At 64.1% G+C, this 25,942-nt stretch carries 24 protein-coding genes, 1 pseudogene and 1 riboswitch; of the genes and pseudogenes, 15 read left to right on the top strand and 10 right to left on the bottom strand.

The features are described from left to right. The first annotated feature begins 28 nt into the window (after positions 1-28). On the top strand, positions 29-913 hold the full coding sequence (locus QF015_RS19105) for a PaaX family transcriptional regulator (protein WP_310207775.1): 885 nt from the start codon (positions 29-31) through the stop codon (positions 911-913). A gap of 34 nt (positions 914-947) precedes the next feature. Here QF015_RS19105 and QF015_RS19110 read toward each other — a convergent pair whose 3' ends face one another. Continuing rightward, a complete protein-coding gene (locus QF015_RS19110; protein WP_429390446.1) occupies positions 948-1,730 on the bottom strand; it encodes a VOC family protein in 783 nt (260 codons plus the stop codon). A 212-nt stretch (positions 1,731-1,942) separates the two neighbouring features. Further along, the gene (locus QF015_RS19115; RefSeq protein ID WP_310207770.1) at positions 1,943-2,584 is read right to left on the bottom strand and encodes an NADPH-dependent F420 reductase; all 642 of its coding nucleotides are present in this window, start codon (positions 2,582-2,584) and stop codon (positions 1,943-1,945) included. Positions 2,585-2,702: 118 nt separating this feature from the next. Here QF015_RS19115 and QF015_RS19120 point away from each other — a divergent pair, with 118 nt between their 5' ends. Further along, the gene (locus QF015_RS19120; RefSeq protein WP_429390447.1) at positions 2,703-2,984 is read left to right on the top strand and encodes a hypothetical protein; all 282 of its coding nucleotides are present in this window, start codon (positions 2,703-2,705) and stop codon (positions 2,982-2,984) included. Continuing rightward, positions 2,974-3,678 carry an HAD family hydrolase gene (locus QF015_RS19125; protein WP_310207765.1) on the top strand — a complete coding sequence of 235 codons (705 nt, stop codon included), beginning with the start codon at positions 2,974-2,976 and terminating at the stop codon, positions 3,676-3,678. Before QF015_RS19120 ends, QF015_RS19125 begins: the two co-directional genes overlap by 11 nt. A gap of 64 nt (positions 3,679-3,742) precedes the next feature. On the opposite strand, the gene QF015_RS19130 is transcribed toward QF015_RS19125, so the two are convergent. After that, positions 3,743-4,141, bottom strand: a complete 399-nt coding sequence (locus QF015_RS19130; RefSeq protein WP_310207763.1) for a hypothetical protein — start codon at positions 4,139-4,141, stop codon at positions 3,743-3,745. 201 nt (positions 4,142-4,342) lie between these two features. Continuing rightward, the gene (locus QF015_RS19135) at positions 4,343-4,954 is read right to left on the bottom strand and encodes an NADPH-dependent FMN reductase (protein WP_429390448.1); all 612 of its coding nucleotides are present in this window, start codon (positions 4,952-4,954) and stop codon (positions 4,343-4,345) included. A gap of 185 nt (positions 4,955-5,139) precedes the next feature. Here QF015_RS19135 and QF015_RS19140 point away from each other — a divergent pair, with 185 nt between their 5' ends. The 5 genes from QF015_RS19140 to QF015_RS19160 all read left to right on the top strand — a co-directional run bounded on the left by QF015_RS19140 (position 5,140) and on the right by QF015_RS19160 (position 8,905). Continuing rightward, positions 5,140-6,336 (top strand): Re/Si-specific NAD(P)(+) transhydrogenase subunit alpha, encoded by a 1,197-nt coding sequence (locus QF015_RS19140; protein WP_429390449.1) that lies wholly within the window; start codon positions 5,140-5,142, stop codon positions 6,334-6,336. Next, positions 6,336-6,686 carry an NAD(P) transhydrogenase subunit alpha gene (locus tag QF015_RS19145; RefSeq protein ID WP_310207753.1) on the top strand — a complete coding sequence of 117 codons (351 nt, stop codon included), beginning with the start codon at positions 6,336-6,338 and terminating at the stop codon, positions 6,684-6,686. Before QF015_RS19140 ends, QF015_RS19145 begins: the two co-directional genes overlap by 1 nt. Next, positions 6,683-8,056 carry an NAD(P)(+) transhydrogenase (Re/Si-specific) subunit beta gene (locus QF015_RS19150; RefSeq protein ID WP_429390450.1) on the top strand — a complete coding sequence of 458 codons (1,374 nt, stop codon included), beginning with the start codon at positions 6,683-6,685 and terminating at the stop codon, positions 8,054-8,056. The genes QF015_RS19145 and QF015_RS19150 overlap by 4 nt, the downstream gene beginning before the upstream one ends. Positions 8,057-8,139: 83 nt before the next feature. Continuing rightward, positions 8,140-8,400 (top strand): hypothetical protein, encoded by a 261-nt coding sequence (locus tag QF015_RS19155; RefSeq protein WP_310207748.1) that lies wholly within the window; start codon positions 8,140-8,142, stop codon positions 8,398-8,400. Positions 8,401-8,557: 157 nt separating this feature from the next. Beyond that, positions 8,558-8,905 carry a hypothetical protein gene (locus QF015_RS19160; RefSeq protein WP_310207745.1) on the top strand — a complete coding sequence of 116 codons (348 nt, stop codon included), beginning with the start codon at positions 8,558-8,560 and terminating at the stop codon, positions 8,903-8,905. 43 nt (positions 8,906-8,948) lie between these two features. Here QF015_RS19160 and QF015_RS19165 read toward each other — a convergent pair whose 3' ends face one another. From QF015_RS19165 to speB, 6 genes are all read right to left on the bottom strand, one after another. After that, positions 8,949-9,863, bottom strand: coding sequence for an amino acid-binding protein (locus QF015_RS19165; protein ID WP_310207742.1), 915 nt, complete (start codon positions 9,861-9,863; stop codon positions 8,949-8,951). Positions 9,864-10,033: 170 nt separating this feature from the next. After that, positions 10,034-10,498, bottom strand: a complete 465-nt coding sequence (mscL, locus tag QF015_RS19170) for a large conductance mechanosensitive channel protein MscL (protein WP_310207740.1) — start codon at positions 10,496-10,498, stop codon at positions 10,034-10,036. A gap of 163 nt (positions 10,499-10,661) precedes the next feature. Further along, positions 10,662-11,954, bottom strand: a complete 1,293-nt coding sequence (locus QF015_RS19175; protein ID WP_429390451.1) for a D-arabinono-1,4-lactone oxidase — start codon at positions 11,952-11,954, stop codon at positions 10,662-10,664. Between the two features lie 30 nt (positions 11,955-11,984). Further along, on the bottom strand, positions 11,985-13,526 hold the full coding sequence (locus QF015_RS19180) for an aldehyde dehydrogenase family protein (RefSeq protein WP_429390452.1): 1,542 nt from the start codon (positions 13,524-13,526) through the stop codon (positions 11,985-11,987). A 12-nt stretch (positions 13,527-13,538) separates the two neighbouring features. Next, on the bottom strand, positions 13,539-14,978 hold the full coding sequence (locus QF015_RS19185; RefSeq protein WP_429390453.1) for a purine-cytosine permease family protein: 1,440 nt from the start codon (positions 14,976-14,978) through the stop codon (positions 13,539-13,541). Then, entirely contained in the window at positions 14,975-15,997 is a 1,023-nt protein-coding gene (speB, locus tag QF015_RS19190; RefSeq protein ID WP_429390454.1) for an agmatinase, read from the bottom strand. Before speB ends, QF015_RS19185 begins: the two co-directional genes overlap by 4 nt. A 185-nt stretch (positions 15,998-16,182) precedes the next feature. Between speB and QF015_RS19195 the strand changes: the two genes are divergently transcribed. From QF015_RS19195 to QF015_RS19225, 7 genes and pseudogenes are all read left to right on the top strand, one after another. Next, positions 16,183-17,697 (top strand): PucR family transcriptional regulator, encoded by a 1,515-nt coding sequence (locus tag QF015_RS19195; protein ID WP_429390455.1) that lies wholly within the window; start codon positions 16,183-16,185, stop codon positions 17,695-17,697. A gap of 74 nt (positions 17,698-17,771) precedes the next feature. Continuing rightward, positions 17,772-17,870, top strand: a riboswitch (glycine riboswitch). Positions 17,871-18,019: 149 nt separating this feature from the next. Continuing rightward, positions 18,020-20,872, top strand: a complete 2,853-nt coding sequence (gcvP, locus tag QF015_RS19200) for an aminomethyl-transferring glycine dehydrogenase (protein ID WP_310207730.1) — start codon at positions 18,020-18,022, stop codon at positions 20,870-20,872. A gap of 11 nt (positions 20,873-20,883) precedes the next feature. Next, on the top strand, positions 20,884-22,032 hold the full coding sequence (gcvT, locus tag QF015_RS19205; protein WP_429390456.1) for a glycine cleavage system aminomethyltransferase GcvT: 1,149 nt from the start codon (positions 20,884-20,886) through the stop codon (positions 22,030-22,032). 24 nt (positions 22,033-22,056) lie between these two features. Continuing rightward, positions 22,057-22,440 carry a glycine cleavage system protein GcvH gene (gene gcvH / locus QF015_RS19210; RefSeq protein ID WP_310207725.1) on the top strand — a complete coding sequence of 128 codons (384 nt, stop codon included), beginning with the start codon at positions 22,057-22,059 and terminating at the stop codon, positions 22,438-22,440. Beyond that, positions 22,437-23,756 (top strand): serine hydroxymethyltransferase, encoded by a 1,320-nt coding sequence (gene glyA / locus QF015_RS19215; RefSeq protein WP_429390457.1) that lies wholly within the window; start codon positions 22,437-22,439, stop codon positions 23,754-23,756. Before gcvH ends, glyA begins: the two co-directional genes overlap by 4 nt. 660 nt (positions 23,757-24,416) lie before the next feature. Continuing rightward, positions 24,417-25,817 (top strand): L-serine ammonia-lyase, encoded by a 1,401-nt coding sequence (locus QF015_RS19220; RefSeq protein WP_429390458.1) that lies wholly within the window; start codon positions 24,417-24,419, stop codon positions 25,815-25,817. Between the two features lie 21 nt (positions 25,818-25,838). Next, positions 25,839-25,942 (top strand): annotated as a pseudogene (locus QF015_RS19225) (lipoyl synthase); the annotation flags it as partial.

Raw genomic sequence — 25,942 nt, forward strand, 5'->3', positions numbered from 1 at the left:
TGGCTGGCGCGGAAATGAGGCTCTTTCGATGTTCGCCGTCCCGGCACCCCCGGTGCGTCACCAGCAGTTGCTCGTTACGATCTTCGGCCTCTATGGCCGGAACGCGGGCGACGCTTTGCCGGTCTCTGCACTGATCTCCATGCTGGGTTCGCTCGGTTACGACGCTCCGGGTGTGAGGTCGTCGGTCTCCAGACTGAAGGCCAAAGGCGTGCTGAAGAGTGTCCGTGAGGGTGGAATCGCCAAGTACAAGATTGCCGAGTCCATCAGCGATGTGTTCCGCGAAGGTGACCGGCGGATCTTTTCGCCTGAACCGCCGGCCCCGGTGGACACCTGGGTACTGGCTGTCTTCTCGGTGCCGGAATCGATGCGCAACCGCCGGCACCAGCTGCGTTCGGCGTTGTTGGGGTTGGGGTTTGGTTCCGTGGCCAACGGCGTGTGGATCGCGCCGGCCCACAAGCTGGAGCAGGCCCGGGAACGCCTCACCGCCGGCGGGCTGATCGAGTTCGTTGACCTCTTCCGAAGCGACTACGTTTTCGACGGTCCCATGCGGCCCAAAATCTCGGAATGGTGGGACCTCAAGGAACTCGATGAGCAGTTCACCGAGTTCCTTGAGCTGTACAACGATGCGGAGCAGCAATGGACGTCACGGGTCGGGGACGATCCTGAAAAGGCGCTGGCCGAGTCCACTGAAGAGCTGCGGCGCGACGCCTTCCGCTACTACATTCCGATGCTCACCATGTGGCGCAAGTTCCCGTACCGGGACCCCAACCTGCCCACTGATTACCTGCCGCCGGAATGGCACGGACCGGCGGTCCGCAGGACCTTCCAGGCAGTCCACCGACTGGCGGCGCCCCTTGCTGCGGCCCACGCGCACGAAGTCATCGCCGAGGCACTGGATCCAGCAGTGGCCTGATGGCCGCCAGGAGCCTGATGGGCCGCGGGCAGTACTAGTCGTTGGTGCGGGGTGCGTCGATGACACCAAATACTTCGCCCTGTGGTGCCCGCACCACCACCATCCGCCCCAACGTGCTTTCCTCCACGGGGCCCAGAAGGATGGCTCCCAGCTCCACTGCCCGGGTAGCAGTACCTTCGACGTAGTCGCTCGCGAACCAGGTCATCCAGTGGTTGGGTGCGTGATCGGAAAGTCCGGTGTCGTGGTGCACTCCGGCCACTTCCCTGCCGTCCAGCGGCCTGCGGACTGTGGAGTAGACGAGGCTTTCTTCGGTGAGGTCCTGATAGCTGACGTCGAAGACCTGCGAGTAGAAGGACCGGGCGGCCGCGTAATCCCGGGTGTGGAGTTCATTCCAGCACAGGGCGCCGTGCTCGTTGACGCGTTCTGCGCCAATGTGGGTTCCGGCTTGCCAGACGCCGAAGATCGCACCTCCGTTGTCGGCAGCCAGGGCCATCCGGCCGGACTCCATGACATCGAAGGGAGGGGCAAGGAGTTGTCCCCCGGCAGCGCTGATCTTCCTGGCCGTGACACCAACATCGTCCGAGGCCAGGAACGTGGTCCAGGCTGTGGGCATGCCCGGGTCCTGTTGTGGGCCAATTCCTGCCACGGCCCGACCCCTCAGCTGGGCCAGCTGATAGTCCCCGGATTCCTGCCCGCCGGACACGAACTCCCAGCCGAAAAGGTCCATGTAGAACGCCTTCGCTGCGGCGGGGTCCCCGACGCCCAAGTCCACCCACATGGGGGTCGCGGCGGGCCAGTTCGAGATCTTGGTGGACATGGGACTCCTCGGGTGGGGGCTCTGGGGGCGAAGCTGCTTCCCCAGATGCCCGATGCGCCAAGCACGTGAGGAAGCAGCCACCCATAAAGTGCGCCGTCCACCGGTTTCGTGACACCGTTTCACCCCAAATTTCCCGGTGGCACGTCCGGAAGCACCCACAACAAAACGGCGGGCAAGCGAAAGCCGCTTGCCCGCCGTCGTGCGTTAAAGGGTTAGACCGTGCGGGTCGCCTTGGCGAGGTTCTCGCGGAGTTCGTCCGCGTTCTGGCGGATGACGTACGCGGGGCGGTCCCGCTCCACGCGCCAGCTGTCTTCCAAGGGGCCGACGTTGACCGTGTCGAAACCGAACTCGTCGTAGAGCTTGGTGACCAGTTGGGCGGCTTCGGGGAAGTCGCTGGAGGTGGCCAGTGCGCGACGGTTGGGTGTGCCTGCCGGGCTGCCGTCTGTGGTGATGTCCTTGGCGAAAATGTGGTTGAAGCCCTTGGCCACCTTGGACGTGGGAAGGTGCTTTTGGAGGAGCCCGGACGTGGTGGCTTCGCCGTTGTCCAGCTCGGGAATGCGGCCGTCCCGCTCCCAGTAATAGTTGTTGGTGTCGATGACAATCTTGCCTTCGAGCGGCTCTGCGGGAATGTCCTGGTAGTTCTTGAGGGGAACGGTCACGACGGCGAAATCGCCTGCCGCTGCTGCTTCGGCTGCCGTTGCGGCCCGGGCGCGCGGCCCGAGTTCTGCGACCAGTTCGCCAAGCGTTTCCGGACCCCGTGAATTGCTGATCACGACGTCATAGCCCAATTCCACGGCCTTGCGTGCAACCTGGCTGCCAATGTGTCCTGCACCGATAATTCCGATTGTTGTCATGTCCGAGCCAACAAGAACTTGCAGACGCCTATTTCCCGCGTTACGGATTATTTCTCGAAAGATCTATACTAAGTAGTCTTACTATGCTGATTTTGTCATCGAAGACGAGGAGGTAGGGGTGGCCGGGCATTTGGAGCTGGTTGAAACACCCGAGGGGGGATATCGGATTTTGATGGTGGACGGCGAAGACTCCCTGTTGGGTCTTTCCAAGCAATACCCCACAGTGGGCGACGCCGTGGAAGGGGTCGCGGCGCTCAGGGAGGTTGCCGGAACGGGCCTGTTGCGCCCTGGTTCATCAGATCGATATGCGGTACTGATGTTGGAAGAACCTGTCATCGATTCTGCGCTCGCGGCGCAGGGTGCGCGGACTCAACAGAAGGTGGTGGACTGTGGCGGCTGATGCGACGTCAACAAAGAAGCGCGGGGTCCTCTTCGACGTGGATGGGACGCTGGTCGATTCCAGCTATTTCCATGCCATGGCGTGGTGGCAGGCTTTCCGGCGAGAAGGGCTGGACGTCGAGATGTCCGCCATCCATCGGCGGGTGGGCATGGGAGGCGACCGCCTGATCCAGGACCTCGTCCCCGATTGCCCGGAGGAGATGCAGGAAGACCTGAAATCTGCCCACGGTGCCGTCTTTTCAACGTTCTGGCCCACGCTGCGGGCGTTCGACTCGGTCCGCGACCTTCTTTCTGCCTGTTCCGAATCCGGGCTGGCAGTGGGCCTGGCATCGTCAGCACAAAAGCGCGACCTTGAAGTAAGCCGGCACATCCTCGACGCCGGGTCCTCCATTGACGCCTGGACCAGTTCCGATGATGCGGAAGAGAGCAAGCCTGCCCCGGACATCCTGGTAGCTTGCCTCGAAAAGCTTGGCATCAGTCCCGAAGATGCCGTATTTGTGGGCGACGCGGTATGGGATGTGAAGGCGGGCGCGGCAATCGGTGTTCCGGTTGTCGCACTGACCTGCGGTGGAATCAGCGAGGCTGAGTTGCGCGACGCAGGTGCCGCAGAGGTCTACGACAACCCGCGGCACCTGCTGGAACACCTGGAAACCAGCATCATCGGCAAGCTGGCAGCGGGGGCGCTGCGGGCTTAGCCTGGACGGCTAATGCCGGGCGCTTGGCCCGGGCGCCGGGCGCGCTCCGGGCCGAGCCCGGCGGCTAACGCTGTGGGTCGCTGATTCCCTTGTCCCGTCCGCGCCGGTTGCGCAGGGTCCAAATAATCAAGGCGATGAGGATGATTGCGGCGACCCCGGCCAGCACCCAGGGGGTGACGTCGGTGCGGGTCTGCTCCTGGGGGTCCGATTCCCCGGTTCCCGGGTTGGCGGGCCCACTCCCTGCGGGATTCGGCGTGCTGGGTGCTCCTGATGACGGCGCCGGGTTGGTGGGCGTTTGCGTTGAGGGGCCGGATGGATTGGTGGAATCCGCAGTGGGGGTCGGCGTGGTGGCGGCTACGCTGCCCTGCGCGACGGTTGCCGCGCTTGCTGGAACCGCCGTGAGGACCATAGGCCCGGCGCAAAGGGCCAAAGCCAAGGTGGTTGTGGCTAATCTGCGAAACATCGTTTACCTCCAGGGGCTAGGGGCGTGTCCGTGAATCCTCGTACTCGTAAGGATACTGACTAAACCATAACCGGGGGATTTTTCGTGGGTGCCGCCACCTGGTTGCCACCCTGCCGGGCCTTGCCACCCTGCCGAGCCTTGCCGGGCCGTGCCGCCCGGCGGGCAGGAGCAGGTGGGCAGGGAGCGGCACCCACGCTGGCACTAGCGGGTGAGCTTGGCGGAGTCCGGTTCCGGGTCGCCGATGTGGCCCGGGGCGTTGGCGGCGAGGACGCGCTGCACGAACGCGCTGTATTCCTCCATGTAGTGCCGCAGCAAAGCAGCGGTGCCTTCGTCCTTAACTGAACCGTCGTCGTCGTAAGCGTCCGCGACGAAGCGGATGTAAGCCTCCGGTGCGTTCAGCTGCGGCGCATCAAGGAAGCTCAACACGCTGCGCATTGACGACTGCATCACGGCCGTGCCGATGCCGCCCGGCGATGCGCCAATGATTCCGGTGGGTTTCCGGGCGAACGAGTTGGTGCCCCACGGACGCGAACCCCAGTCGATCGCGTTCTTCAGCGCACCCGGGATGGAACGGTTGTACTCGGGGGAGACGAACAGGATCCCGTCCGAGGCTGCGATGGCGTCCTTCAATTCCCGCCCTGCCGGTGGGAAATCTGCGTCGTAGTCCGAACTGTAGAGGGGGAGGTCCTTGATGGCGATCTCATGGAAGTCGAGCTCCGGGGGTGCGACGCTGATCAGCGCCTTGGAGAGGACCCTGTTGATGGAATTGCTTGCCAGGCTTCCCACGAAGTAACCGATTTTGAAGGTGTCCATAGTGGCATTCCTTTCCGACGGCACGGCCGGAACCGGCTCGTCGACGGTGGTGGCTGGATGCCCCCAGCTTCCACCGACCCTAGTGGAGTTGTGCACATAGCGCAGCCCCCTACTCCCTTCCGGACCCTTGCGGTCATAGACTCATGCCAACTGGTTCCCGGAGGGGTCCTGAAGAGGGGTGGCGGGTGAAGGCAGGAATAGCGCGCGAGGCGCTCGACGGCGAGCGACGTGTGGCCGCCACGCCGGAGACGGTCAAGCAATTGGCGGGTTTGGGCCTTGACGTGCACATCGAGGCCGGAGCCGGATTGGCCTCCGGGCATAGCGACGACGATTACCGCCAGGCAGGTGCCTCCATAGTGCAGTCGCTGGACCTCGGGGCACTGGACGTCTACTGCCACGTGCGTCCCATGGAACCGTCGACGGCGGCAGCTCTCCGCCGGGGTGCGGTTACCGTCGGTTTGGGGTCGCCTTCGTCGGAGTTGCCCACCGTGCGGGCTTTGGCGGCAGGCGGGATCACATCCTTTGCCCTTGAACTGGTTCCCCGTATCTCACGTGCTCAATCCATGGATGCGCTGACGTCCCAAGCCTTGGTAGCGGGATACCGGTGTGTTCTGGAGGCGGCCATGCGGCTGCCACGGTTCTTCCCCCTCTACATGACCGCCGCAGGGACCATCCCTCCAGCCCGGGTGCTGGTGCTGGGTGCCGGTGTTGCCGGTCTCCAAGCGATTGGCACAGCGAAACGGCTTGGCGCGCGGGTTTCCGCCAATGACATCCGCCCCGCTTCGGCGGACGAGGTGGCGTCGATGGGCGGAACATTCATCAAGTTGGATCTGGAAACCGCTGAAGCATCCGGCGGGTATGCCCGCGAACTCAGCGCCGACCGCGGCGCCTTGCAACGTGCACTCCTGACACCCCACGTCGCCCAAGCCGATGTGTTGATTACTACTGCAGCAGTTCCCGGCAGGAGGGCGCCGCTGCTGGTGAGCCGCGAGATGGTGCAAGGCATGCGCCCGGGCTCAGTAGTGGTGGATTTGGCCGCCGAATCCGGCGGGAACGTGGAAGGCAGCATCCCGGGGCAGGACATCCCGGTCCCCACCACCGATGGCCAAGGGGTGGTGACTCTGGTGGGAATCAAAGACGCTGCCTCAGCGATGCCCGCGGATGCCTCGCGGTTGTACGCCAAAAATGTGGCCAACCTGCTGGCGCTCATGACGCGGGACGGCGTGGTTTCCCCGGACTTTGACGACGAAGTGGTGGCGGGCACCTGCCTCACCCACGACGGCGAAGTCCGGCACACACCCACCGCGGAGGCACTGACGGCGCTCGCCGGAGAAACAACGCCATGGGGCGGTACCCCTCGCGGAACCGAAGGAGCGCGCTGATGGACGGGATGAGCCTGCTGACGATCACCGTGCTGGCGGTTTTTGTGGGCTTCGAAGTCGTTTCCAAGGTCTCCAGCACCCTGCATACGCCCCTCATGTCCGGAGCCAACGCCATTCACGGCATCATCCTGGTGGGGGCCATCATCGTGGCCGGACAAGCCGCCGATCCGTGGGTATTGGCGGTCGCGTTGCTGGCTGTCGTCCTGGCCACGGCCAACCTCGTGGGCGGGTTCGTGGTGACCGACCGAATGCTGGAGATGTTCCGCGGACGGCAACGACCGCCGTCGAATGCTGCTGCCCCGTCCGACTCTGGAGCCGCGGCCCCCATCGCCAAGGAGCGCCGCCCGTGACGCTGCTCAACCCCACCTGGACGGCACTCCTCTATCTTGCGGCGGCGGCGTGCTTCATCCTCGCGCTCAAGGGCCTGAATTCCCCACGCACGGCCCGCCGTGGCAACCTGATTGGCGCCGTAGGTGCCGTGTTGGCGGTAGCCACCGTGTTTTTCTCCGTGAAATTGGACAACATCCCCTGGATTCTTGGGGCCATCGCGGTAGGTTCCGGGGTGGCTGCGCCTGTGGCCCGACGGGTCCAGATGACGCAGATGCCCCAGCTGGTAGCCCTCTTCAACGGGGTGGGCGGTGGTGCTGCGGCACTCGTGGCATTGCTGGAACTTTCGCACACGGAAGAGCCCTGGGTGCGCTTGGCCATCGTCTTCACGTTGCTGGTGGGTGCGGTCTCCTTCGCCGGTTCCGGGGTCACTTTCGCCAAGCTCCAAGGGCTGATGACCACCCGTCCCGTGACCTTCCCCGGCCTGCCTGTCCTGATGGCAGCGGTCCTGCTGGCAGCTGTCGGTGCCGGTGTTGTGGTGATCCTGACCGGCTCGCTGGCCTTGGCCCTGGTCCTGCTGGTCCTGGGCCTTGTTGCCGGGATCCTGTTGGTGCTTCCCGTGGGCGGCGCCGACGTTCCGATCGTCATTTCGCTGTTGAACGCGTTCACTGGCTTGGCGGTAGCGGCGTCGGGGCTGGTGCTGGGGAACGTGCTCCTGGTGGTCGCAGGAACGTTGGTGGGAGCCTCGGGCACCATCCTCACCCGGGCCATGGCTGCCGCGATGGGCCGGAGCGTCGCAGGCATCATGTTCGGGGCATTCAAGGGCGGCTCCACGGCTGGATCCACCGCTGTGAGCGAACGACCGGTGCGTTCCTCCAGCGCGGAGGACGTCGCAGTGCTGCTCGGCTATGCGCAGAGGGTCATCATTGTTCCGGGGTACGGCCTTGCGGTCGCCCAAGGGCAGCACACCGCCGCGGAGCTGGCCCTGGCCCTGGAAGCGCGTGGGATAGAAGTGGATTTTGCCATCCATCCCGTGGCCGGCCGGATGCCAGGACACATGAACGTGCTTCTGGCCGAGGCCAACGTCCCCTATGAGTCGCTGAAGGAAATGGGCGAGATCAACTCGGAGTTCAAGACCGCCGATGTTGCTTTGGTGGTGGGTGCCAACGATGTCGTCAACCCTGCTGCCAAGACCACCGCCGGCTCGCCTATTTACGGAATGCCCATCCTGGAAGTCGCCGACGCCCGGCAGGTGGTGTTCCTCAAACGTTCCATGCGTCCGGGCTTCGCGGGTATCGAAAACGACCTCCTCTACGAACCCCAGACCACGCTTCTGTTTGGGGACGCGAAAGATTCACTGACCAAAGTCCTGGGTGCGGTGAAGGGACTCTAGGGAAAGTCTCCTGAATCGCGTCATGTACTGGCCCGTGGCGGCACACGTCTTTACAGAAAGCCCGTAAAGCACCGCGAGGAGTCATGGACGTGCAGGACAGCAGGAAAGATGCGTTGCCGGGGTCGCGCTTCACCCGGGCCGAAGGCAGGATCGTGACCAATTGGAACGCTTTGGTAGGCCAGACTGTGCAGGTCTGGCGGTACAACGAGGTAGTGGATGAAGGCCGGGTGGAGTCGGTGACCTATGACGGCAGGGTGCTATGGCTTGCCCAAAGCGGGCCCATAGAGCGTCGGCTGGTGGAAAAGGAGCGGGGAACAGGACTCCGCGTCCGGCTCGTGGACTGAGCGCTTCGGACTGGGCGTCCGCACTGGGCGCTCCGGACTCGGCGCGATTGCCGCCCCGCCGGTCCGGAGTCTTTCCCGGGTGTCCGCCGTCGTCCTAAGCTGGGCTGCACGAGCTGCCGAAACCAGCCAAGCCGCCACAACCACAGCGAGGTGCGCCATGACCGTGAAACTCAACAAAAAGGCCTTTGACCACGCAAAACACCTGGTCCGCGACGGCACGGTGGTCAAGGACAACCGGGACGATTGGAGTGAGCACGCCCCCTCCACCAAGGATGAGAACGCGTTCCTGGACAAGCACGGGCACGCTGAATACTCCAAGTGGTTCCTCGGTGTGGACGACGAACACCCGGATGACCAAAAGGGCCACTACAAGTTCCCCATCGGTGACTTCAAGAAGATCCACCGCTGCGGTGTGATCGCTGCGGAGAGCCGCGCGGGCCAATATGACTATGACGACATTCGTGAGGCTTTGGGCAAGCTTCTCAAAAAGATCGACGAAGACTGAACAGCTCCGGCTTGGCTCATCTACTCCGCCATCATGTCCTGGCTTAGCTCCGATCCCGGGCGCTGACCGGGAGGGAAAGCTGCGGTGGCGCAGAGCGGTATGCCAGGATCTCCGCGAGCTCAGCCAACCTGTGCGCGCGTGCAGACTCTGCGGGCGAGAACGGTTCGCCCGGCCGGGTGAAGACGAGGGGACCGTGCCACGCCGTCGGAATTTTGAGAACGTCAGTGGACGGCCCGACGGCGGCACCCGCGTGGGGTGCCGGCCGCTCGGGATCGTAGGGGACTACTTTGGCGGAAAGGAGTTCCGCCACCGCATGCGGAAGTTCCTGGAGGTTTCCGGCGATGCGGGTGGCGAGGCTCAACGCCTTGGTTTGGCCATCAGCCATCGCCAAAGCGGTGGTGGGCCACACCTGCGAATCCCGCCCGCCGCCGTCGTCCAGTGCCTTCAGCAGCTCAAGCTCGGTGACCTCGCCCGGGGCGGAGAGGACAAATTCATCCATCACCGTTTCGCCGAGGCCAGCGGCAGCGGATCCTGTGTCCGTCATGGGATGGACGTGCAGGCTGAGGATATTGCTGTTGAGCCTGGCCAGGGATTGGGTCACCTTCTGCAAGGATCCGGGCTGGTCGGTCAGTACGGTTCGTGCACGCCACAAGGCAGGTGCCAGGTTCAGTGTCCGACGGTGGCGGAGGGCGGGCGCGTGCAACCAACGCCGCAGGACTTTGGCGGCTGAGGGTTCCGCCACCCAGATGACCAGTACCGTGGCCGTGACGGTCAGGAGCAGGACTTTGGCCAGGTACGGGAGATGGGTTTCCACCACGACAGCGTGAACCAGCAGTTCGATGGGAAGCATGACGGCAATGTTGGCCATGGTGAGCCTGGCCTTGGGCGGCTCGGGCATCTGGCCGCAGGCATCGCAGAGAAGATCCGCAGTAACCGGAGCACTTGGGTTGGGCTTCATGGTTTCATGCTGCCCTGCTGCTGTTTCGTGCCCGTTGCCTCTGCGTCACGTTCCGGGGACGGGCTGATGAACGCAAGAACCCGGCGTCCTCAAGGAGAGAACACCGGGCTCAGGCCAAGCGAAGGGGAAGGAACGCTCGCGGCGACCGTGCGGTCTTGGCGAAGAGGGGCCTAGCGCGTGCGGTCGGAATCGAAGTCGGTGTCCACCACGGAAGCCTGGCCGGCGTTGCGGGCGGCAGCGGCATCCTTCAGCAGGTCGCGGATTTCAGCCAGGAGAGCGGTATCTGCCGGCAGCGGCTCTTCCTCGGGTTCTTCGGTGGAAAGGCGGTCCTTGACCAGGGAATTGATCTTGTTCATGGGCGCCACGAAGATGAAATAGACCACGGCTGCGGTGATCAAGAAGGTCACCAGTGCGGTCAGCACGGCGCCGATGTTGACCAGCGTCGCGGGGTTGTTTTCCCAGATCTTGAATCCGAGCCCGTCGGCGTTCATGCCACCGGCGGCGGCGATCACAGGGTTGATGATGTTGTTGGTGAAGGCACTGACGAGTGCGGTGAACGCACTGCCGATGACGACGGCAATGGCCAGCTCGATCACGTTGCCGCGAAGTATGAAGTCCTTGAAACCCTTGAACATGGATGGTCCTCCGAATAGGTGCAGTGTCTGCCTCCAGCAGTGAACAAACTACCACTCCAAGGTTTCGAGCTGGTGTAACAGGTGTGAGGCAGGGCTGGTGGGAAGGGTTGGAGATGTGGGAGAGGGCCGGTGGCCGCCTCCCACATTCCAAGGGGAGTCCCCGTCAGGCGAGGAGGGACCGGGTGTGGTCGTTGAGGAACATGCCACGGGGATCGAACTCGCGCCGGACCTGGATGAAAGTGTCCAGCTCCGGGTAGAGCCGTTCCAGGCGACTCCGGGTCATGAAATGGATCTTTCCCCAGTGCGCGCGCGGCTCGAATTCCTGCAACACGGCGTCGGCGTCCCGGAAAAACTGCCAGTAGTCCGTCCCGGGCTCGGTGGTGAGGGTGATGACGGTGCTGTCGCGGCCTTGGAACTGGGACATGTAGGCGTCGTCGGACTTCACCCAGCGGACCTCAACGGGATACTTCTGCTCGGGGTACTTGCTGCGGATCAGGTCCTGGATGGCCTCGACAGCGACCAACCCATCCTCGCTGCGGACAAAGTACTCGAGTTCATGGAACTGCGTGGTGAAGCCGCCCGGGTAGATCCGGTACGAGCGGTCCACCCGGGAACCTTCGACGGCGGAGAGTTGGCTTTCGTCCTGGACGGCCGCCACGTTGTACCGCTTGGTGTAGCTGCGGCCGCCCATGCGGTGGTCCGGCGAACCGGGCAGGTCAAGGAGTTCGCAGGAGTCATCCTCCGGGCACCACAGGAATGAATAGTGCCGGTTGTCATCAATGTCGGCCTGCCACGTGGACGTGGTTTCCGCCCACGTGGGGTAGGTGATCTGTTCCTGCAGGTAGTAGCTGTCCTCAACGGCCAACTCGACCTCCAGGAAGATCCCCAGCGTGCCCAGGGCTGTCTGTGCGGCGCGGAGTTCCCGCAGCTGGCCCTCGCCGATCTCCACGATATCGCCGGACCCGTTAATCAGCTTCACCCAGCGCAGTTTGGATGAGAAGCTGCCCAGGTCCTTGCCGGACCCGTGGGTGCTGGTGGCCAGGGCACCGGCGATCTGCTGCTTGTCGATGTCGCCCTGATTGCTCAGTGCAAGCCCTTTGTCCCACAAGGCGTCGCCGAAGGCGTTGATGGTGGTACCGGCCAGCGCCCGGGCCCGGCGTGCCACCCGATCAGTGCCCGTGATGGCAGACAGGCCGGACATGTCCATCAGCACGCCGCCGGTCTGGACCAGCGGTGAGGACGAGTGCCCGGAGCCGACCGCCCGCACAGGCAAGCCCTCGCGGATGGCGAAACGGACGGCGTCGAGCGCTTCTTGTTCATTCCTGGGTCGAACGGTGAAGGCGGGCGTCGCGCTTTGGTTCCCGCCCCAGTTGGTCCATGTCGCGTCGGTGGTGAAGGGGGCCGTTGGAGTGGCTGCAGCCGGGGTGCCCGATCCACGGGAAACATGAGTGGTCATGGTGAAAGCTCCGTTGCTTGTCTGTAGGGCCTACGCGCCGTGGTTGATCATGACGTGCTTGGTGCGCGAGTAATCATCCAGTGCATAGAGCGAGAGGTCGCGGCCGTAGCCGGAACCTTTGAATCCGCCCCACGGTACCTCGCAGGCCAGGACAAGGTGTGCATTGACCCAGACGGTGCCAAAGTCCAGTTGCTTGGGAATCCGGAGGGAAAGGCTCGAATCGCGCGTCCAGACGGAGGCTGACAATCCGTAGGGACTCTCGTTGGCGCGGGTCACGGCTTCCTCGGTGGTGCTGAAGGTTTCCACCGTGACGACGGGGCCGAAGATCTCGTGCGTGGCGATGTGCGCACCGGCCGGCACGTTGGTGATAACCGTAGGCTCGATGAAGTAGCCGGGGCCTTCCAGGGCCGAGCCGCCAAGAGCCACGTTAAGCCCTGCCTTGCGTGCCCCAGCCAGCGATTCCTTGACCCGCTCGTAGTGCGGGAGGGAGATCATGGGGCCGATTTCGACGTCGTCACCGGCGTCATGTGCGCCGACCACCAGGGTGCTGACCTCCCGGACCAGGTGTTCGGTGAATTCCTCGGCGACGGATTCGTGCACCAGCACCCTGCAGGCAGCGCCGCAGTCCTGCCCGGCGTTCCAGAAGCCGGCGTTGCGTACACCGGCGGCGGCGGCGCGGAGGTCGGCGTCGGGGAAGACCACTACGGGAGCCTTGCCGCCAAGTTCCAGATGGACGCGCTTGACTGATTTGGCGGCGGTTTCCGCCACGGCCTGGCCACTGACGACGCTGCCGGTGAGGGCCACCAAAGCAATATCCGGGTGTTCGGACAGCCTCTGCCCCACGGTCCGGCCCCGGCCGGTGACCACGTTGAGGATGCCGTCCGGTATGCGTCCGGCCAGCACTTCCGCCAGCTTCAGCGTGGACAGCGGGGTCTGCTCGGAGGGCTTGATGACGATGCTGTTGCCTGCTGCGAGGATGGGCGCGATCTTCCATGCGGCCATCAACAGCGGGTAGTTCCACGGAGTGATGACACCCACCACGCCCACGGGCTCACGGAGGATCACGGAGGTGTGGTCTGTGGCGTAGTCACCGCCCGCCATGGAGGTCAGGGTGCGTGAGGCGCCGGCCATGAACCGGAAGGTATCGATGGTGCTGGAGACATCGTCCTCTGACACGGCCTGCGGCTTGCCGGTGTTGGCGGACTCGATGGCCTCGAATGCCGCGCGGTTCTCCTCGATGATGTTCGCGATGAGGTTCAGGACATCCGCGCGTTCCTTCGGGGTGGTGGCACCCCAAGCCTTTTGGGCCACGACGGCGGCAGCAACGGCGGCGTCCACATCACCAGCGGCTCCCGCCTGGACGGAGGCGATGACCTGCTCCGTCGTGGGATCCACGACGTCGATGGTCCCGCCTGAGGAGGCGGGGACGAACGAGCCGTTGATGAAGTGCCCCGCCGGAGGCAGTTGCTGCTGCAGTTGCTGCTGCAGTTGCAGAGGCACGGCTCCGGCGATGTCTGGAGAACCGGCGGTGGAACGGCGGACGGTGAACTGTTCGGTCTGGGTGGTAGTCATGATGATTCGCTTTCAGATCAGGTCTGGGGTGAGGGCAGTTGCGGGAAAGGGGGCGGCTTCTGTCTTTTTGCCGAACAGCCGTGCCGCGACGTAATAGAGGGGAGCGACGACGACGAGACCCACGACCCAGGAGATGTCCACGCCGCCCAATGCGGCGGCCAGTGGGCCCGTGTAGACAGCTGTGGCAGAGAAGGGAACCTGGATCAGGGCGCCTGCTATGTAGGACCCGATGGCGACCCAATTGAACCGCCCATACACGCCGCCGTCGCGCTTGAAGAAGTCTTCAACCCGGTAATCGCCGTGCCGCAGCAGGTAGTAGTCCACCAAGTTGATGGCCGTCCACGGAACCAGGACGTACATCAGGAAGGACAGGAAGTTGGTGTAGAAGAGGATGAAGTTGTCGCGGGCAAAGAGGGCGATGGAGACAGCGACGACGAAGAGGATCACTGCCGCTATGCTGCGGGTTTTGGCGCGTGGCAACCAGGAAGGCTTGAACGTCTGCCCGATGGTGAGGGTGCAGAGGACGCCGCAGTAGAGGTTCATGGCGTTCGACGCCGCGACGCCCAGGCAGAAGATACCCACGATGATCAGGGTCCATGGCTGAAGCAGAGCTCCCAGGCTGCCGACGATTTCGACGTCGCCGGTGCTCATGGAGACGGCGAGTGTTCCCACTAAAGCGCCCAGGATCATGGGGAACAGGGTTCCCAGGACGCAGCCCGAGTAGGAGGCCCAGAACGCCGGTGCCGAGCCCGTGCCTTGCGGCATGTAGCGCGAGTAGTCGGAGACGTAAGGGGCGTAGGCCAGTTGCCACAGGGCGGAGACGGAGATGGTTCCCATGAAGCCGACCCAGTTGAAGTTGCCTGTCTCCAGGAAGTTGCCGGGCAGTCCGTGGACCAGCAGGATCCAGCCGAACGCCAGCAGCAGGGCCAGTCCGGCGGCGACGCTGAGGACGCGGGCGTAGGCGTGGATGAGACGGTAACCGAAGATCGTGGCGATCACGCTGACGACTCCAATGATGATGATGCCCGCGTCAACGCTGATGCCCGGGCTGACGGCGGCCATTGCTTCGCCGCCGAACACGAGGTTCGCCGCGAAGAAGCCGACGTACATGACCACCACGATGACCACGATCAACAGAGCCCCGAAGGAGCCGAACTGGCCGCGGGTCTGGATCATCTGGGCCACCCCCAGCTGCGGTCCCTGGGCGGAGTGAAGCGCCATGAAGACGCCGCCCACCACGTTGCCGATGATGATGCCCACGATCGCCGGGACGAATCCCAGGCCAAACACCGTGGTGGCGAGTCCGCCGGTCACGATGGTCATGATCATGATGTTGGAGCCGAACCAGATGGTGAAGAGGTCCCGGGCTTTGCCGTGCCGCTCATTGGCGGGGATGGGCTGGATGGTTTTGTCCTCGAGCCGGGGAACCTCGGTTGTTGGCACGGTGCTCATGATGCGGTCCGCGATGCCGAGGCCAACTCGCGGCCAACTGTGCTGTTAGCGTTGCTGCGGTTCACCATGAGCCCCAAAAGGTCGAAGACAAGGGTGGCGGCGGCGACGGTGGTGATGTCTGCATGGTCGTAGGCCGGAGCGACTTCCACGACGTCGGCGCCCACGATGTTGATGCCGTTCAGTCCACGGAGCAGGGCCAGGAGTTCGCGGGAGTGGAGCCCGCCCATTTCCGGCGTTCCTGTGCCGGGTGCAAAGGCCGGATCCAGCACGTCAATGTCGATGGAGACGTAGACCGGGGTGTCGCCCAGCCTGTCCTTCACCTGCTGGATGGCGGCCGGAACCCCGATGACGTCCAGGTCAGAGCACCGGATGATCTGGAACCCGAATTCATGGTCGCGGAGGAAGTCGTTGCGATCATAGACCGGTCCGCGGATGCCGACGTGCATCGACCTGTCCTCCACAAGGAGTCCTTCCTCGAACGCCCGCCGGAAGATGGTGCCGTGCGTGATGGGCTGGTCGAAGTACGTATCCCACGTGTCCAGATGTGCGTCGAAGTGCAGCAACGCTACCGGGCCGTGGACCTTGTTCAAGGCCCTCAGCATGGGCAGTGCGATGGTGTGGTCCCCGCCGATGGAAATGAGCCGCTTGTCCTTGCTTAGCCCGTTGCCACCGCTGATCAAAGGCAACGCCTGCTCTTCGATCTCACGGACCGCCCGCGTGATGTCGTACGGAGTGCAGGCGATGTCGCCGGCGTCCACCACCTGGGCCTCGTATACGGGTTCAACGTCGAGCTCCGGGTGGTAGCCGGGGCGGAGGAGGCGTGAGGCCTCGCGGACTGCGGCAGGACCGAAACGGGCGCCGGGCCGGAAGGAGGTTCCACCGTCGAACGGGACGCCGACGATCGCGATGTCGTAGTCGGGAACGCGGTCGATTTGGGGGAGACGGGCGAAAGTACCGAGGCCTGCATACCGGGGGACTTTGGTTGCGTCGACTGGGCCGATGGGCTTGTGCGTTGTCATTGCCGGATCCTTGGGGTGAGTGGTGCTCGCCGTTGAGCGGGAAGTAGGTAATTCCATTCTTGGTGACGCGCATCACTCCCGATAGCGATACATTGACTACAAATAGTGGAGGAGTTTAGACGAATGTCTAAGCGCCCCGGAGGCGGGAAAACGCGCCGCCTCAGGAGAGGGCCGGAGGGTAGGAGATGGCAATCACCGTCGCGGAACTCGTCGCCGAACCGCAGCTGGGCCTGACTCTCCTGGCCGGATCGGCCGGCTTGGATAACCGCATCACCTGGGCCCACACCTCGGACCTGCCCAGGTTGTGGGAGTGGGTCACAGGCGGCGAGCTCATGATGACCAACGGCTTGTCCATTCCCGCCGACGCGGACGGGCAAGTGGCGCTCGCCGAGTCCCTCAGGGACAGCGGCGCCAGTGCCTTGGCGATCGGCGAGAAGATGCACGCGCCGCCACTGACGGAGGAGTTCCTGGCCGCATGCGACGAACTCCCGTTGCCCCTGATCAACATCCCGTACCCGTTGCCGTTCATCGCTATCGCCCGGTCCGTCGCCGAGTCCTCGCTGCTGGAAGAATCCCGCCGGCTGCGGCAAACTGCCCGCGTCTACGATCTCCTCCGCACTGCCGGAGCCTCCGAGGACCACTGGCAGAGCCTGGTCCAGCGGCTTGCCACCGAGCTCGACGCGGACCTTTACGTGGTGGACCGCCGCTGCCTCCATCCCTGGCACCCGGACGGGGACGTCCTCCCGGTGTTCCTTGCCGAGGAGTGGGCTCCGTTGTCCGGGCAGGTGTCCCTCGCCGGGAAGAACTTCCAGTGGCACCGCATCCGAGGCCGGCACGTGCTCACCATGGACATTCCCACCCATGCCAACGCGCTCCTGGTAGTGCTGCCCCACAGCGAACCGCACCCGGACGCCGTCGTACTCCTCCACGCCGCAACCGTGCTGGGACTCCAGCTTTCTCGGATCGTTTTGTCTTTGGAGGGCCGCCACCGGTTGGCCGGTGAGTTCCTGTTACAGGCCATGGACGGACGTCTCGGCGTGGCCGAGATGGAGAGCCGGCTGGCGGGCTTTGAGGTTCCGCCCCAGGAATTACTGCTGGCCTCCATGGCGGCAGGCGCCTACCAAAAAACTGCGGACGACGGCGACAGGCTGGCCAACGTGCACGTCGAACTCTGGCGGCACGGGGTCGCGTCGGCGTCGCTGAAGCGGAACAACAGGCTCCACGTGGCGGTCCCGGCCGACGTGCCTGTCGACATCCTGGTGCACTGCGCTGGAAGGGAAACCTCGATCGGGATCAGCGCGCCGGCAGCTGTGGCGAATATTCAACGAGCGTTGCAGGAATCCCTTTGGGCGCTTGGTTCAGCCCGAGCCACCAACCAGGGGCTAACCCGCTACGAGCAGGGGCCGTCGTGGTTGGGACTCACCAGTTTCGAGGAAGGAACCGCGCTGGTACGGCGCCTTTTAGGCCCGATTTTCGACTATGAGCAGAGCCAGGAAGGCGATCTCATAGTCACCTTGAGGACGTATTTGGACTCGCAGCGTTCCTGGCAAAAGACCGCAACAGCGTTGTTCGCGCACCGGCAAACCATCATCTACCGGATACGGAAAATCGGCGAGCTGACGGGCCTGGACATGGGGGAAACGTCCACCGTCGCCCAGTTGTGGTTCGCTCTGCAGATCCATGAGGCGATGCATCAGTAGCCGCAGCTTGCTTGCGCTTTTTCAAACCAAGCCGCTATGGTGTGAAGCGTGTCACGGAAGTGGCGCAACGCTTTTGATCTGCGGCGGGAGAGTCCTGCCGGTACATCCAGTCAGGCGCCGTAGGAGCAAATCCTCCCCAGGAATCTCTCAGGCCCATGTACCGCCGCGGTTAGGCAACTCTGGAAAGCAGTCCGGGTCACCGGGCTCACCGACGGTGCAAGCAGGCAACCATTCCTGCGGAATCTCTCAGGTCCAATACAGAGCGGGGAGGAACCCCACATCATCGTGGCGCTCAGTGGGCGCCTGAATCATGGAGTTCCTCTTGACTGTTCAATCAACCCCCACCGCCTTCGCGGACCGGCACATTGGCGCCCGCCGCCAAGCCGACGTTGACACCATGCTCAAGGCCATCGGCTACGACTCAGTCGACGGCCTGGTAGATGTCGCCGTCCCCGATTCCATCCGCCAGGACACTGCCCTGAAGTTGCAGGACGCCCTCACCGAGGTGCAGGTCCTCGCCGAGCTCCGCAAGCTCGCGTCCAAGAACAAGACCGCCGTCCAGATGATCGGCCAGGGCTACTACGACACCGTCACGCCCCCGGTGATCCGCCGCAACATCCTGGAAGCTCCCGCTTGGTACACCGCCTACACCCCGTACCAGCCGGAAATTTCCCAAGGCCGCCTCGAAGCACTGCTCAACTTCCAGACGATGGTCCAGGACCTCACGGGACTTCCTGTAGCCAACGCCTCGCTCCTGGATGAAGCCACCGCCGTGGCAGAGGCCGTGCTGCTGATGCGTCGAGCCAACAAGTCCAAGACTGCCAAGGACGGCAAGACCGTCCTGGACGCAGACCTCCTCCCGCAGACCATCGCCATTGTGAAGGGCCGCGCTGAGGCGCTGGGCTTCGAGGTGCAGATCGCTGACCTTTCGGCTGGCCTTCCCGATGGCGACATCAACGGCATCGTCCTGCAGCAGCCCGGCGTTTCCGGCCGCGTCTTCGACCACTCCGGCGTCATCGCTGAGGCCAAGGAACGCGGTGCGTTGGTCACAGTCGCCGCCGACCTTTTGGCGCTCACCCTCATCACGCCCCCGGGCGAGCAGGGTGCCGATATTGCCGTCGGAACTGCGCAGCGCTTCGGCGTCCCGCTGTTCTTCGGTGGCCCGCACGCCGCTTACATGGCCGTCCGCGAAGGTATGGAGCGCACGCTCCCAGGACGCATCGTCGGAGTGTCCAAGGACAACGCGGGTGTCCCGGCTTACCGCCTGGCACTCCAGACGCGCGAGCAGCATATCCGCCGCGAAAAGGCGACGTCCAACATCTGTACGGCGCAGGCGCTGCTCGCCATCGTGGCTTCGATGTACGCCGTCTACCACGGCCCCGAGGGCCTCAAAGCGATCGCCGAAACCGTGCACGGCCACGCCCGCACCCTCGCCACGGCGCTGCAGAAGGCCGGCCGCGAACTCGTCTCCGAGGCCTTCTTCGACACCCTCACCGTCCGAGTCCCGGGCAAGGCCGACAAGGTCATCGCCGCCGCCGAAGCCCGCGGCATCAACCTGCGGTTCATCGACGCCGACACCGTTGGGGTTTCGGTTGATGAAACCACGACGCCGGAGGTCCTCTCCGCGGTTGCCGTCGCCTTCGGTGCCGGTCCGGTTAAGGACGCCTCCGGGTTCGAGCTGCCCTCTGAGGTGGCCCGCACCTCTGACTTCCTGCAGCACCCGGTGTTCAACACCCACCGCTCCGAGACGCAGCTGTTGCGCTATATCCGCAAGCTGTCCGACCGGGACCTCGCGCTGGACCGCACCATGATTCCGCTGGGCTCGTGCACCATGAAGCTCAACGCCACCGCCGAGATGGAAGCAATTTCCTGGCCTGAGTTCGCCTCGATCCACCCGTTCGCTCCGGACCACCAGACTGCTGGTTGGCGTGAACTGATTGAGGACCTGGAAGCGGATCTCACGGAGATCACGGGCTACGACCAGGTCTCCATCCAGCCGAACGCCGGTTCGCAGGGTGAGCTCGCGGGCCTGCTGGCGATCCGTGGATATCACCTGTCCCGTGGTGACGGGCAGCGCACTGTCTGCTTGATCCCGGCGTCGGCGCACGGCACCAACGCAGCTTCGGCAGTCTTGGCCGGGATGAAGGTGGTGGTGGTGGCCACGGCCGCCGACGGCACCATCGACCACGCTGACCTGACCGCCAAAATCGAAGCCAACAAGGACGTCCTGTCCTGCATCATGATCACCTACCCCTCCACCCATGGTGTCTACGACGCTGACGTGCGCGAGGTCTGCGACGCGATCCACGCGGCCGGCGGCCAAGTGTACGTGGACGGTGCGAACCTGAATGCCCTGGTTGGCCTGGCCCAGCCGGGCAAGTTCGGCGGGGACGTGTCCCATCTGAACCTGCACAAGACTTTTTGCATCCCGCACGGCGGCGGCGGACCGGGCGTGGGCCCGGTTGCTGCCAAGGCACACCTCGCACCGTTCATGCCCGGTGACGCGAACAAGGCTGCGCACGAACCTGGTCATGGTGTCGCGATTTCCGCCTCACGTTACGGCTCTGCCGGTGTGCTGCCGATCTCGTGGGCGTACGTGAAGCTCATGGGCGGGCAGGGCTTGACCGAAGCCACCAAGTCGGCGCTGCTGGCAGCCAACTATGTTGCCTCCCGCCTGGATGAGCACTTCCCCGTCCTGTACACGGGCGAAGGCGGCCTGGTGGCGCACGAGTGCATCCTGGACCTCCGCGAACTGACAGCCCGCACGGGTGTGACGGCCGAGGACGTGGCCAAGCGCCTTATCGACTTCGGCTTCCACGCTCCCACCCTGGCGTTCCCGGTTGCGGGCACGCTCATGGTGGAGCCCACCGAGTCCGAGGACCTGGCCGAGATCGACCGTTTCATCGAAGCCATGATCACTATCCGTGCCGAGATCGAGCAGGTGGCCAGCGGTGATTTCACTGTTGAGAAGTCGCCGCTGCGCAACGCGCCGCATACGGCTGCCGCCGTCGTGAATTCCGACTGGGACCGCGACTACCCGCGTGAGCAGGCCGCGTTCCCGGTCCACCACCTGAAGCAGGACAAGTACTTCCCGCCGGTCGGCCGCATCGACGGTGCAGCCGGCGACCGCAACCTGGTCTGCTCCTGCCCGCCCCTTACGGACTTCGAAAACTGAGGACGCCTGACATGTCTGAGAACTACACCGCTCTCTACGAGCAGCACAAAAAGGCCGGCGCTTCCTTCACGGATTTCGGTGGGTGGCAGATGCCGCTCAAGTACGAATCCGAACTCGCCGAGCACCACGCCGTCCGCAAGTCCGCCGGCCTGTTCGACCTCTCCCACATGGGTGAAGTCTGGGTTACCGGTCCCGACGCCGCAGCATTCCTGGACTACGCCCTGGTAGGCAAGCTGTCCGCGATCGCTGTGGGCAAAGCGAAGTACTCGCTGATCTGCAACTCCGACGGCGGCATCATCGACGACCTCATCACCTATCGCCGCCCCTCGCCCGAAGAAGGCGTGGACAAGTACCTGGTGGTCCCCAATGCGGGGAACGCCAAAGTGGTGGCTGCAGCGTTGCTGAAGCGCGCGGCCGGGTTCGACGTCGTGGTGGAGGACGTTTCGGCCGAGACCTCGCTCATTGCCGTACAAGGACCGAACGCCGAGGCCATCCTCCTGGCGCTGGTTCCCGCCGAACAGCACGCGCTGGTCACGGAATTGAAGTATTACGCGGCGGTGGAGGTCGGGATTGCGTTCGACGGCGGCACCCAGGACCTGCTGCTGGCCCGCACCGGCTACACGGGCGAAGACGGCTTCGAGATCTACGTGGAGAACGTCGACGCCGCCGGCCTCTGGGAAGCATTGCTCGACGCCGGCCAGGGCCACGGACTCATCCCCGCCGGTCTCGCTGCCCGCGATTCGCTGCGCCTGGAAGCCGGGATGCCCCTCTACGGCAATGAACTCTCCGTCCACACCAATCCCTATACCGCAGGACTGGGCCCGGTGGTTTCCCTGGCCAAGGAAAGCGACTTCGTGGGCCGGGCAGCACTCGAGGCGATCAAGGCTGCAGGTGTCGGATCCACGCTCGGCCAGAAGCTCGTGGGGCTTAAGGGCGCCGGCCGTCGTGCCGCCCGGGGCCATTATTCGGTCCTCAAGGATGGTTCCCTGATCGGCGAAGTCACCTCCGGCCAGCCGAGCCCGACGCTCGGTTACCCGGTCGCTTTGGCCTATGTCGACGTCGAGCATTCAGAGCCGGGAACAGTCGTCGACGTGGACCTCCGAGGGAAGGCAGAGCCCTTCGAAGTTGTCCCGCTGCCGTTCTATAAGCGCCAGAAATAACCAGACCAGAAGTGAGGAATTGAAATGAGCAAGGTAGTTGCTGAATTGAAGTACTCGGCTGAGCACGAGTGGGTTGCCGTTGATGGGGACGGGCCTGTGGGGATCGGGATTTCCGCGGTGGCCGCTGATGCCCTGGGTGACATTGTGTATGTGGACCTGCCCGAGGTGGGTTCCACTGTGACCGCGGGGGAGACCTGTGGCGAGGTGGAATCGACGAAGTCGGTCTCGGACCTGTACTCGCCGGTGACCGGTGAGGTGACCGAGATCAACGACGCCGTCGTCGCCGATCCCGCGCTCATTAACAACGACCCCTACGGTGCAGGCTGGCTGTTCAAAGTGGCCGCAACCGAAGAAGGGCCGCTGATGTCGGCCGAAGAATACGCTGCAACGAACGGTGGAGAACTGTGAACCCGGTATCCGTAACTGAGTACCAGCAGGTGGTGTCGGCGTCGCTGGATGCCCAGCTGTCCGAGCTGGATCCTGAGATTGCTGCGAAGATCGACGACGAACTGGGTCGCCAGCGCGACGGCTTGGAAATGATCGCCTCCGAAAACCACACCGCTGTTGCCGTGATGCAGGCCCAGGGCTCGGTCCTGACCAACAAATACGCCGAGGGCTACCCGGGTAAGCGCTACTACGGCGGCTGCGAACACGTTGATGTGATCGAGCAGCTCGCGATCGACCGCATCAAGTCGCTGTTCGGTGCCGAGTACGCGAACGTTCAGCCGCACTCCGGCGCGCAGGCCAACGCCTCCGTGATGCACGCCCTCATCAAGCCCGGCGACACCATCATGGGCCTCAACCTGGCCCACGGCGGCCACCTCACGCACGGCATGCGGATCAACTTCTCCGGCAAGCTCTACAACGTGGTCCCCTACGGCGTCCGCGAGGATACCCACACGGTGGACATGGCCGAGGTGGAGCGCCTGGCACAGGAGCACAAACCGGCGCTGATCGTCGCTGGATGGTCCGCTTATGCGCGGCAGTTGGACTTCGCGGAATTCCGTCGGATCGCCGACTCCGTGGGCGCCTACCTCATGGTGGACATGGCCCACTTCGCCGGCCTTGTAGCTGCGGGACTGCACCCCTCGCCCGTCCCGCACGCCCACGTCACCACGTCCACCACGCACAAGACCCTCGCCGGTCCGCGCGGCGGCATCATCCTCTCCAACGACGCCGACATCGCCAAGAAGATCAACTCTGCCGTGTTCCCGGGCCAGCAGGGCGGACCGCTCGAGCACGTGATCGCAGGAAAGGCTGTCGCGTTCAAGATCGCCGCATCAGAGGAATTCCGGGAGCGTCAGGAACGCGTCCTGGCCGGCGCCCGCATCCTCGCCGAGCGCCTGGTTCAGCCGGACGTCGCCGAAAAGGGCATCTCCGTTGTCTCCGGCGGAACCGACGTGCATCTGGTCCTCGTCGACCTGCGCAACTGCGAGCTCGACGGCCAGCAAGCCGAAGACCGACTCGCTGCGATCGACATCACCGTCAACCGCAACGCCGTCCCGTTCGATCCGCGCCCGCCCATGGTCACCTCCGGCCTGCGCATCGGCACCCCGGCCCTCGCTACGCGCGGCTTCGGGGAAGCGGCCTTCCGGGAGGTTGCGGACATCATCGCCGAAGTATTGACCGCCGACGCCGACGCGGACCTTTCCGGGCTCCGTCACCGCGTTGATGTCCTTGCGAAGGCGCACCCGCTGTATCCGGGCACGGCCAACCTGGGTTAGTTGCTCTGATGCGTTGGCCCGTCGGGGCCGCCACGCTCCGCGGGCTCGGTCGCATAGGCACCCGCTGAGCGGATGCGATGCTCCCTTGGACGCCCGCTTCCGCATGCCGACCCCAACGGGGCAGCCGTCGGGGCCGTTTCGTGGGCTTGCTGCGGAGTGTGCCGTGGGTGCGGCTTGTTTCGCAGCGAAGCCCCGTTTCGGCGGAGGCGTTTGTGGTCCGCGGGGCCTCGAAGATGGCCTCTGTGGGACCAGCGTTCGGGTTTGGGGCCAGCGTCCGGGCTTGGGTTCAGCTGCCGGGGTGGGCCTTGATTGGAGCGGTGGTGTTGGGGTGTCCGGGGCCGTTTCGTGGGCTTGCTGCGGAGTGTGCCGTGGGCGCGGCATGTTTCGCAGCGAAGCCCCGTTTCGGCGGAGGCGTTTGTGGTCCGAGCGTTTCGGGATGGCCTCTGTAGGACCGGCGTCCGGCAGCGGGCGTCCAAGGGAGCATCGCATCCGCCCAGCTGGTGCAACTGCGATCGAGCCCGCAGAGGACGCGGGTCCCGGCAGGCCGTTGGTCACGTCGGTCCGGCAGGCTGCTGTTCACGCTGGTTCGGAACGGACCGGTGGTTGCGCCGGTCCCGGCAATCTTGTTTTGTTTCACTCTTCCCTGAAAGGGATCCAGCCATGGCTGTTGGTGTTTTCGATCTGTTCTCTGTAGGCATTGGCCCGTCGAGTTCCCATACCGTGGGGCCGATGCGGGCCGGGGCGGTGTTTGCCGGCGAGTTGCGGGAGTCCGGCGTGCTCGATTCCGTGGCGAATTTGCGGGTTGACCTGTATGGGTCGTTGGCGGCTACGGGAAAGGGGCACGGGACCTTCACGGCCGTCCTGCTGGGGCTTGAGGGCTTCGACCCCGAGGAGATCCTCCCGGAGCAGGTGGAGGAACGGCTGGCTTCCATTGCTGAAACGGGAAAGCTCAACCTGGCTGGCGGTGTGCTCCTGGACTACGCCGTGGAGGATATGGTTTTGCATCCGTTGACGGTGTTGCCGCGGCATACGAATGGGATGAAGTTCGCTGTTTCTGATGCTGGGGGGAATGTTCTTAGGGAGGCGACGTTCTTTTCGGTCGGTGGTGGGTTCATTGTCCGTGAGGGTGAGGAGAGCGCTGCGCAGCAGGAGTTGGAGGAGACGAAGGCGGAGTTGCCGTTGCCGTTCAGGACGGCGGCGGAGTTGATGGGCCGGTGTTCGTCGAAGGGGTTGGGGATTTCGGACATCATGTTCATCAATGAGCGGGCGTCCCGGTCGGAGGAGGAGATCCGGGAGGGTCTTTTGCATATCTGGTCGGTGATGGAGGCCTGTGTTGAGACGTCTTTGAAGCGTGAGGGTGTGTTGCCGGGTGGGTTGAAGGTCCGGCGTCGTGCTCCTGATTGGTTGGAGCGGCTGCTGAAGGAGGACAAGGACCGCAATGATCCGAAGTATTGGCAGGAGTGGGTGAACCTGATCGCGTTGGCGGTCAATGAAGAGAACGCCTCGGGTGGGCGTGTGGTGACGGCGCCGACCAATGGTGCGGCGGGGATTATTCCGGCGGTGCTGTATTACGCGTTGAATTACGCTCCGGGGATGGATCAGGCCAGCCAGGAGGATCGGGATGATGTGGTGGTGAAGTTCCTGCTCGCTGCTGGTGCTGTGGGGGTGTTGTATAAGGAGCAGGCGTCCATTTCGGGTGCTGAGGTCGGTTGTCAGGGTGAGGTGGGGTCGGCGTCGTCGATGGCTGCTGCCGGGTTGGCTGAGGTGATGGGTGGTACTCCGGGTCAGGTGGAGAACGCTGCGGAGATCGCGATGGAGCATAACCTGGGGCTGACGTGTGATCCGATCGGCGGGTTGGTGCAGATTCCGTGTATTGAGCGGAACGCGATCGCGGCGGCGAAGGCGATCAACGCCGCGAAGATGGCGCTCTGGGGCGACGGAACACACCGGGTCTCGCTCGATGAGGTGATCGTGACCATGCGCGAAACGGGCAAGGACATGTCCCATAAGTACAAAGAAACAGCGATGGGCGGCCTCGCCGTCAACGTCGTCGAATGCTGAAGATCAACACGAAGGAACGTCATGACACTCGCACCTGAAGGCCGGAAGTTGCTGCGCGTTGAGCAGCGTAATTCGGCGGTCCCGGTTGAACGCAAGCCTGAGTGGATCAAGGCCAAGGTCCAGAT

It is taken from the genome of Paenarthrobacter sp. TE4293, assembly GCF_050435325.1.
Taxonomy (GTDB): Bacteria; Actinomycetota; Actinomycetes; order Actinomycetales; family Micrococcaceae; genus Arthrobacter; species Arthrobacter nitroguajacolicus_C.

Bases quoted from the DNA above. Each gene is read 5' to 3' on its own strand.
- QF015_RS19105 (WP_310207775.1), top strand. From the start codon at position 29: ATGTTCGCCGTCCCGGCACCCCCGGTGCGTCACCAGCAGTTGCTCGTT.
- QF015_RS19110 (WP_429390446.1), bottom strand. From the start codon at position 1,730: ATGTCCACCAAGATCTCGAACTGGCCCGCCGCGACCCCCATGTGGGTG.
- QF015_RS19115 (WP_310207770.1), bottom strand. From the start codon at position 2,584: ATGACAACAATCGGAATTATCGGTGCAGGACACATTGGCAGCCAGGTT.
- QF015_RS19130 (WP_310207763.1), bottom strand. From the start codon at position 4,141: ATGTTTCGCAGATTAGCCACAACCACCTTGGCTTTGGCCCTTTGCGCC.
- QF015_RS19135 (WP_429390448.1), bottom strand. From the start codon at position 4,954: ATGGACACCTTCAAAATCGGTTACTTCGTGGGAAGCCTGGCAAGCAAT.
- QF015_RS19145 (WP_310207753.1), top strand. From the start codon at position 6,336: ATGGACGGGATGAGCCTGCTGACGATCACCGTGCTGGCGGTTTTTGTG.
- QF015_RS19155 (WP_310207748.1), top strand. From the start codon at position 8,140: ATGGACGTGCAGGACAGCAGGAAAGATGCGTTGCCGGGGTCGCGCTTC.
- QF015_RS19160 (WP_310207745.1), top strand. From the start codon at position 8,558: ATGACCGTGAAACTCAACAAAAAGGCCTTTGACCACGCAAAACACCTG.
- QF015_RS19165 (WP_310207742.1), bottom strand. From the start codon at position 9,863: ATGAAGCCCAACCCAAGTGCTCCGGTTACTGCGGATCTTCTCTGCGAT.
- mscL (WP_310207740.1), bottom strand. From the start codon at position 10,498: ATGTTCAAGGGTTTCAAGGACTTCATACTTCGCGGCAACGTGATCGAG.
- QF015_RS19175 (WP_429390451.1), bottom strand. From the start codon at position 11,954: ATGACCACTCATGTTTCCCGTGGATCGGGCACCCCGGCTGCAGCCACT.
- QF015_RS19180 (WP_429390452.1), bottom strand. From the start codon at position 13,526: ATGACTACCACCCAGACCGAACAGTTCACCGTCCGCCGTTCCACCGCC.
- QF015_RS19185 (WP_429390453.1), bottom strand. From the start codon at position 14,978: ATGAGCACCGTGCCAACAACCGAGGTTCCCCGGCTCGAGGACAAAACC.
- speB (WP_429390454.1), bottom strand. From the start codon at position 15,997: ATGACAACGCACAAGCCCATCGGCCCAGTCGACGCAACCAAAGTCCCC.
- QF015_RS19195 (WP_429390455.1), top strand. From the start codon at position 16,183: ATGGCAATCACCGTCGCGGAACTCGTCGCCGAACCGCAGCTGGGCCTG.
- gcvT (WP_429390456.1), top strand. From the start codon at position 20,884: ATGTCTGAGAACTACACCGCTCTCTACGAGCAGCACAAAAAGGCCGGC.
- gcvH (WP_310207725.1), top strand. From the start codon at position 22,057: ATGAGCAAGGTAGTTGCTGAATTGAAGTACTCGGCTGAGCACGAGTGG.
- QF015_RS19220 (WP_429390458.1), top strand. From the start codon at position 24,417: ATGGCTGTTGGTGTTTTCGATCTGTTCTCTGTAGGCATTGGCCCGTCG.